The organism is Salipiger sp. HF18, assembly GCF_011806505.1.
Taxonomy (GTDB): domain Bacteria; phylum Pseudomonadota; class Alphaproteobacteria; order Rhodobacterales; family Rhodobacteraceae; genus Salipiger; species Salipiger thiooxidans.
In genome coordinates this window covers 1-7590 of sequence record NZ_JAATOS010000183.1, presented here as the reverse complement: position 1 = coordinate 7590, position 7590 = coordinate 1, and the positions used below count along the sequence as shown (strand labels likewise).

At 67.5% G+C, this 7590-nt stretch carries 7 protein-coding genes and 1 pseudogene; 4 read left to right on the top strand and 4 right to left on the bottom strand.

Going from position 1 to position 7590, the window contains the following annotated elements; translation table 11 throughout:
- The 3 genes and pseudogenes from HC022_RS15035 to HC022_RS15025 all read right to left on the bottom strand — a co-directional run.
- Positions 1-240, bottom strand: a pseudogene (locus HC022_RS15035) (hypothetical protein); the annotation flags it as partial.
- Between the two features lie 412 nt (positions 241-652).
- Positions 653-2029, bottom strand: a complete 1377-nt coding sequence (locus HC022_RS15030; protein WP_089957337.1) for a M20/M25/M40 family metallo-hydrolase — start codon at positions 2027-2029, stop codon at positions 653-655.
- Positions 2030-2101: 72 nt separating this feature from the next.
- The gene (locus HC022_RS15025) at positions 2102-2386 is read right to left on the bottom strand and encodes a 5-aminolevulinate synthase (RefSeq protein WP_254885101.1); all 285 of its coding nucleotides are present in this window, start codon (positions 2384-2386) and stop codon (positions 2102-2104) included.
- A gap of 299 nt (positions 2387-2685) precedes the next feature.
- Here HC022_RS15025 and hemA point away from each other — a divergent pair, with 299 nt between their 5' ends.
- From hemA to HC022_RS15005, 4 genes are all read left to right on the top strand, one after another.
- Complete coding sequence (gene hemA, locus HC022_RS15020; RefSeq protein ID WP_008885951.1) at positions 2686-3909, top strand: 5-aminolevulinate synthase; 1224 nt, start codon at positions 2686-2688, stop codon at positions 3907-3909.
- A 351-nt stretch (positions 3910-4260) separates the two neighbouring features.
- A complete protein-coding gene (locus HC022_RS15015) occupies positions 4261-5496 on the top strand; it encodes a helix-turn-helix domain-containing protein (protein ID WP_167452990.1) in 1236 nt (411 codons plus the stop codon).
- A 157-nt stretch (positions 5497-5653) separates the two neighbouring features.
- Positions 5654-6787, top strand: a complete 1134-nt coding sequence (gene ispG / locus HC022_RS15010) for a flavodoxin-dependent (E)-4-hydroxy-3-methylbut-2-enyl-diphosphate synthase (RefSeq protein ID WP_167452989.1) — start codon at positions 5654-5656, stop codon at positions 6785-6787.
- A 207-nt stretch (positions 6788-6994) separates the two neighbouring features.
- On the top strand, positions 6995-7315 hold the full coding sequence (locus tag HC022_RS15005) for a hypothetical protein (RefSeq protein WP_167452988.1): 321 nt from the start codon (positions 6995-6997) through the stop codon (positions 7313-7315).
- A gap of 74 nt (positions 7316-7389) precedes the next feature.
- On the opposite strand, the gene HC022_RS15000 is transcribed toward HC022_RS15005, so the two are convergent.
- Positions 7390-7590 (bottom strand): DsbA family protein (locus tag HC022_RS15000; RefSeq protein WP_175583586.1); only part of this gene is annotated, 201 nt, incomplete at its 5' end.

The window sequence follows — 7590 nt, the reverse complement described above, 5'->3', positions numbered from 1 at the left end:
GTGCAGGTGGGTGGGCAGGCTGCCCTGGGTCAGGCTCTCCTGGATGCCCTCGCGGTTGCGGGCCGCAGAGATCGTCAGGTAGGCCCAGCCGAAGCCCATCAGCAGGTACATCCACGGGTGACTGCTGCGGACCTGCACCTCGGGATGCGCGCCGCCGTCGCGGATGAAACGCGGGTCGATCCGCTCGACACGGGCCACGAAATCGTCGTGGGTCATCTTCCGAAACGCGTATTGCCTCATTCGTCCAGTCCCTGCCTCTGTCCCTGCCTTGAGCCCTGCCTCGGTGCCCGACCCATGTGGCGATACCCGCGTCTGTCGCGCAGGCCCGACCTCTGCCGGATCCGGCGCCGCGTCCCTGCCGGCCCGGCTGCACGTTGCGCGCAGAAAGGACCGCGGAGGCGCATGGCCTTGCTCCGGCGCGTTAAGGGGTAGGGGCGAATAATGGCGATTTATTGCAGCGATTGCGCCCGAGGTTGGGAAACACCACGGCAAACGGTTCGGATTTGCGCGTGAGACGCGAAACCCCTGAGATTCCGGGCCCTGAAGGTTAAGAATCTCGTGAAAAACACGGCATCGAGGTTAACGGCGCCGATACCGAAAGCGGCCACCGAGCATGCCGGGCGGAGGCATCCCCCGCCCGGACAAAGGTCAATCAGCCCCGGGTCATCGCCTCGAGGATGCGGGCCCAGCTGCGGATGCCCTTGTGGAAGCTCTCGAGGTCGTACTTCTCGTTGGGCGAGTGGATCTGGTCGTCGTCCTTGCCCCAGCCCACCAGCATCGCGTCCATGCCAAGGATGGTCTTGAAGTAGCCCGCGATCGGGATCGAGCCTCCGCAGCCGGCATAGGCCGCGGGATCGGGCCACTCGTCCGACAGCGCCTGACGCGCGGCCTCGAAGCCGGGGTGCTCGATAGACATCTGCGAGGCAGGCGAGCAGCTGTGGTCCTTCCACGCGATCTTGCAGTCGGCGGGCAGCTGCGCCTCGACCCACGCGCGGAAGTTCTTGCGGATCGCCTCGGGGTCCTGCGTGCCGACCAGACGGAAGCTGATCTTGGCGTGGGCCTTGGACGGCAGCACGGTCTTGAAGCCATCACCGGTGTAGCCCGACCAGATGCCGTTGATCTCGGCGGTGGGGCGGGCCCAGATCATCTCGAGCGGGGTGACCGAGCTTTCGCCGGCGGGGATCGACAGCCCGACGTCGCCGAGGAAGGCCTTGTCGTCGAAGCCGAGTCCTTCCCACTGCGCCTTCAGCTCGTCGGACAGCACCGGCACGCCCTCGTAGAGCTCGGGCACCTGGATCACGCCGTCGTCGTCGAAGAGCCCGCCGAGGATCTTGGTCAGGACGCGCGCGGGGTTCCTCGCGATGCCGCCGTACATGCCCGAGTGCAGGTCCTTGTCGGGTCCGGTGATGGTGAGCTCTTCGCCGAGAAGGCCGCGCAGCATGGTCATGATGGCGGGGGTCTTCGACTGGAAGAGCCCAGTGTCGCAGATCAGCGCCAGCTCGGCCTTCAGCTCGTCGGCGTTCTCCTTCATGAAGGGCACCAGCGAGGGCGAGCCGCTCTCTTCCTCGCCCTCGAGGAAGAAGGTGATCTTGCAGGGCAGGCTGCCGTGCTCGGCCTTCCATGCGCGGCAGGCCTCGATGAAGGTCATCAGCTGGCCCTTGTCGTCCGCCGCCCCGCGGCCGCGGATCACCGTGCCCCTGGCGGTCTCCTCGAGCGCCGGATCGAAGGGATCGCGGTCCCAGAGGTTCAGCGGATCGACGGGCTGCACGTCGTAGTGGCCGTAGAACAGGATGTGCGGGCCGGGGCCGTCGACATGGCCCACCACCATCGGATGGCCGGGGGTGGGGCGCTTCTCGACCGCGACCCCGAGCGAGGCGAGATCCGCCACCAGCCAGTCGGCGGCGCGGTCGCAGTCGGCCTTGTAGGCGGGGTCGGTCGAGATCGAGGGGATTCGAAGCAGCTCGAGCAGCCGGTCGGTCGCGGCGGGAAGATCGGTGTCGATGCGGGCGAGAACGGCGTCGAGTGACATGCCAAGGCTCCTGTGTGCGGTCAATTCGGCGCGAGCCTAGCAGCGCCGAGCGCACTGTCCAGAGCCGGGACCTCAGGTTGTCGCGACCGCGAGCCCGACAAGCACGAGCGCCGCCCCGGCCGCCTGCCGAAGGCTCAGCCCCTCGCCGATCAGCAGCGCGTAGGAAAGCACCAGCAGGGTCTCTGCGGCGATGATGGCGATGTAGACCAGCGACAGCTCGGCCCGGCGCAAGAGCACCATCTCGGCCAGGAACGCGGCGAGAAAACCGAGCGAGGCCAAGGCGATGCCCGAATGGCCAAGGCCATGCGAGGTGAGTTTCATGCCGATGGTGGCGACCGCATATCCAGGATGTCTCAAATGAAGCTCAAGGCCGCGCCGGGTGGAGGCGGGCGGGGCCGTCAATTCGGCCAGCTTCAGGATGCGCCGATCGGGAACGGCTGAGTAGTATGGGAAACCCGACCCCCGGGACACGCTCCGAAAGTCTTGATGCAAATCAAGGCCGCGACATTTAGCATCGTTCTAAACCGTGGACATGAGACGATGTGAGCGGTATCCATTCACTCCTGTGAATGCGGACCATCTGACTGCGGATGACCCCGCAGGAGCCAGCCACGCAGCCCGCAAAAGACGTGGCACGACCAAGGAAGGAGATACCGGTGGACTACACCGCGAAGCTCGACGACGCCCTGACCCGCCTGCACGACGAAGGCCGCTACCGCACCTTCATCGACATCGAGCGCAAGAAGGGCCAGTTCCCCCACGCCACCTGGCGCAAGGCTGACGGAACCGAGCAGCCGATCACCGTGTGGTGCGGCAACGACTACCTTGGCATGGGCCAGCATCCCGTCGTCCTGCAGGCGATGCACGAGGCCATCGACGGCACCGGCGCGGGCTCGGGCGGCACCCGCAACATCTCGGGTACCACGGTCTACCACAAGCGGCTCGAGGCCGAGCTGGCGGACCTGCACGGCAAGGAAGCGGCGCTGGTGTTCTCGTCGGCCTACATCGCCAACGACGCCACGCTCTCGACCCTTCCCAAGCTGTTCCCCGGGCTGATCATCTATTCCGACGAGCTCAACCACGCCTCGATGATCGAGGGCATCAAGCGCAACGGCGGTGCCAAGCGGATCTTCCGTCACAACGACACCGCCCACCTGCGCGAGCTGCTCGAGGCCGATGATCCGCGCGCGCCCAAGCTCATCGCCTTTGAATCGGTCTACTCGATGGACGGCGATTTCGGGCCCATCGAGGCGCTCTGCGATCTCGCCGACGAGTTCAACGCGCTGACCTATCTCGACGAGGTGCACGCGGTTGGCATGTACGGCCCGCGCGGCGGTGGCGTGGCCGAGCGTGACCGGCTCTCGCATCGCATCGACATCATCAACGGCACCCTCGGCAAGGCCTTCGGCGTGTTCGGCGGCTACATCGCCGCGAGCGAGAAGATGTGCGACGCCATCCGCTCTTACGCGCCGGGCTTCATCTTCACCACTTCGCTGCCGCCGGCGGTGGCGGCCGGGGCCGCGGCCTCGATCGCGCATCTCAAGACCGACCATGCGCTGCGCGAGAAGCACCAGACCCAGGCCCGGATCCTCAAGACCCGTCTCAAGGGCATGGGGCTGCCGATCATCGACCACGGCTCGCATATCGTGCCGGTGATCGTGGGCGACCCGAAGCACACCAAGCAGCTGTCCGACATGCTGCTCGAGGGCTATGGCATCTACGTGCAGCCGATCAACTTCCCCACCGTGCCGCGCGGCACCGAGCGTCTGCGCTTCACCCCGTCGCCCGTGCACGGCCCCGACGAGATGGACCGTCTGGTGCGCGCGCTCGACGAACTTTGGTCGCGCTGCGCCCTCAATCGGCAGGAGCTCAGCGCCTGACGCGCTCACGCCCGCTATCCGGGACGTGATCGGTGTTTCATTGCCTCCCGTGCCCCGGCATGGGAGGTTTTTTATGGATAGGTCACGGTCTCGCCCCGGCTTCCGACACAGGGACGCCCGGAACGCGGTCGAGAATTTCGGATGACGATTTAGGAACTTCCGAGGCGCTCGATGCGTTCGGCGGGAGAAACGCGAATGGCCGGGCGGTGCGCAGATCCATGCTCATCGCTCGTTAGAACTCTGTAAACCCTGTTGTGATGTGCTAACGTCGTATCAATAAAGCGCGCGACGCGAATCGCGAACGCGTGAGTGGGCAGGGCTACTTGGGACAGCGGTAACTGGGTTGAACGCATGATCGGGCGGAAATCCTCACGTAAGCCGGAGGCGGTTGTCGACGAAGACACACCGCGCGGGTTCGACGATTTCACGTTGCGGCTTGGCGACGTGATGCGTGGCGAACGTGCGACCATGGGCAAGTCGCTTCTCGACGTGCAGCGCGAGCTTAGGATCAAGGCGAGCTACATCGCCGCGATCGAGAATTGCGATCCCTCCGCCTTCGACACGCCGGGCTTCATCGCCGGTTACGTGCGCTCCTATGCCCGCTATCTCGGGATGGATCCCGACGAATGCTTCCAGCAGTTCTGCGCCGAAAGCGGCTTGGCCGGGGCCAAGGGCAGGCCGGGGAGGGCATCGCCCACCCGCAAGCCGCAACCGGGCGAGCCGCTCCGCTCCTCGGCCCGCGACCCGTTCGAGGAACCGCGGATGCCCTTCGTGCCCGCCGGCGACTCGCTGCTGTCGCGGATCGAGCCCGGGGCCATCGGTTCGATGCTGGTGCTGATCGCGCTGATCGGTGGCATCGGTTACGGCGGCTGGTCGGTCCTGCGCGAGGTGCAGCGCGTGCAGCTCGCGCCCGTGGACCAGACCCCGGTGGTGCTGAGCGAGCTTGACCCGCTGGAAGGGGCCATCGTGCCCGAGACCGACGACGACGGTGAAGAGGTCGCGCGCGCCGAGGGCGTCGGCGCCTTCTCGCCCCCGGGCTCCGAGGCGCTCGCCAGGCTCTACCGGCCGCAGGCGCTGGACGTGCCGGTGCTGGTGGCGCGCGACGCCCCGATTTCCTCGCTCGACCCGACTACGGTCGGCGCCTTCGCGCGGCGCGGCATGACCGCGCCGCAGCCGATGGCGACCCCGGACGGCTCCGAGCGCCAGTTCGCCTCGCTTCAGGCGCCGCGGATCACCTCGGCGCCCGGCGCCGTCACGCTGATGGCGGTGCGCCCGGCGTGGGTACGGGTGCGTGCGGCCGACGGCTCGGTGATCTACGAGGCGATCATGAACGCCGGCGACACCTACAAGCTGCCGGCCACAGAAGAGCCCGCCACCCTGCGCGTGGGCGAATCCGGCGCGGTCTACTTCGCGGTGAATGGACAGACCTACGGGCCGGCCGGCGCCAAGGGCGCGGTGACCAAGAACCTCGCGCTCTCGGTCGAGAACCTCACCCAGACCTATCAGGTGGCCGACGCGACCCGCGATTCGGACCTCGAGAGGGTCGTGGCCGAACTGAACGATACCACCGCGACCCTCACCGACTGATCCCCCGAACCGTCCCGTCGCGCAAGATGCGGGGCGCGGAAACGGCGTGCCGCACGTCCCTGCGGGCGGAGCTCTCGGAAAGGAGACTGGCCCCGACGGCGCGAGAGCGCTAGATAGGCGGGGAAACGACAGACGCTCTCAGGAGGAGCTTCGCGGTATGAGCCACAATCCCATCCGACCCTGGCGCAGCGTCGAGCGGCGCAAGTCCCGCCAGATCATGGTCGGGAACGTGCCGGTTGGGGGCGATGCGCCGATCTCGGTCCAGACCATGACCAACACCGTCACCACGGACGTCAGGGCGACCATCGAGCAGGTGCAGCGCGCCGCCGAGGCGGGTGCCGACATCGTGCGGGTCTCGGTGCCGGACGAGGCGAGCTCGAAAGCGCTGAAAGAGATCGTGCGCGAGAGCCCGGTGCCGATCGTCGCGGACATCCACTTCCACTACAAGCGCGGCATCGAAAGCGCCGAGGCCGGCGCCGCCTGCCTGCGCATCAACCCGGGCAACATCGGCAGCGAGGCGCGCGTGCGCGAGGTCATCGCCGCCGCCCGCGACAACGGCTGCTCGATGCGCATCGGCGTCAACGGCGGCAGCCTCGAGCGGCACCTGCTCGAGAAATACGGCGAGCCGTGCCCCGAGGCGATGGTCGAATCCGCGCTGGATCACATCCGCATTCTCGAGGACAACGACTTCCACGAATTCAAGATCTCGGTGAAGGCCTCGGACGTCTTCCTCTCGGCCGCCGCCTACATGGGCCTCGCCGAGGCCACCGACAAACCCATCCACCTCGGCATCACCGAGGCGGGCGGGCTGACCTCGGGCACCATCAAGAGCGCCATCGGCCTTGGCCAGCTCTTGTGGATGGGCATCGGCGACACGTTGCGGGTGAGCCTCTCGGCCGACCCGGTCGAGGAGATCAAGGTCGGCTACGAGATCCTCAAGTCGCTGGGGCTGCGCCACCGCGGTGTCAACATCATCTCCTGCCCGTCCTGCGCGCGTCAGGGCTTCGACGTGATCAAGACCGTCGAGGCGCTGGAGAAGCGGCTCGAGCACATCAAGACGCCGATGTCGCTTTCGATCATCGGCTGCGTGGTGAACGGGCCGGGCGAGGCGCTGATGACCGATGTGGGCTTCACCGGCGGCGGTGCCGGCAGCGGCATGGTCTACCTGGCCGGCAAGGCGAGCCACAAGATGTCGAACGACCAGATGATCGAGCACATCGTCGAGGAGGTCGAGAAGAAGGCCGCCGAGATCGAGGCGCAGGAGCCAGGCGCCGCGCAGGCCGCGGAGTGATGTGATCCGGGACGGGGCGAAGCTTGTTGCCGCATGCACCTCCCCGCCACAGCCGCAGCAAGTCGACTACAAGCCGATCAAGCGCAGGTAGGGGCCGTTCGGCAATGGCCGCCACCTGAGCTTTGTGCTGCTCTGGCTCCGCTGACCGCTGCGTTTCTTAAGCTATGGACACGCCGCCCAGTTCCTCCGGTTCGGGTGTTCACGGGCGTGCAGCTGCTCCACCGCGCCGCGCTCGCTGCCCGATTTCCGTCCGGCACGGCGCAGCTGATCGCACCGCTGCAGGCTGTGGCGCCCGAGGTGCTGGGGCCGCAACATACGCTGCGTGTCGAGATGGAGGGGAAGCTGCGGGCCGTGCACGTGGACCCGGTCAAACTCGGGGCGGCGCTGCTCGGACTCATCAGCAACGCCCGCGAAGCCCTGATCGGCGGGGGCGAGCTCGTGCTCAGGTCGGCGCCGGGGCGGGGCGGGGCACCCGGATCCGGTTGGTCCTGCCGGCGGCACCGCCGGGGGCGGCGCGGGCGCGGATGAACCGCCTGTGTGACGGCGACGGCGAGCGCCGTCCGGGGCCGGACTGAGCCCGCCCCCGGCACGACTGTGAGGGATCAGCCCTCGGCGCGGATCTGCGCCACGAGATCGCGCATGCCGTCGAGCGGCACGTAGCCGCGCAGCATCTCGCTTTCGAAGACGAAGCTCGGCGTGCCGTTGATCTGCAGGCGGGTCGCCAGCTCGCGGGGTTCCTGGATGCGGCGGGGGATCTCCGGGTCGGGCATGCGCGCGAGGGACGCGGCTGCCTCGAGGCCCCG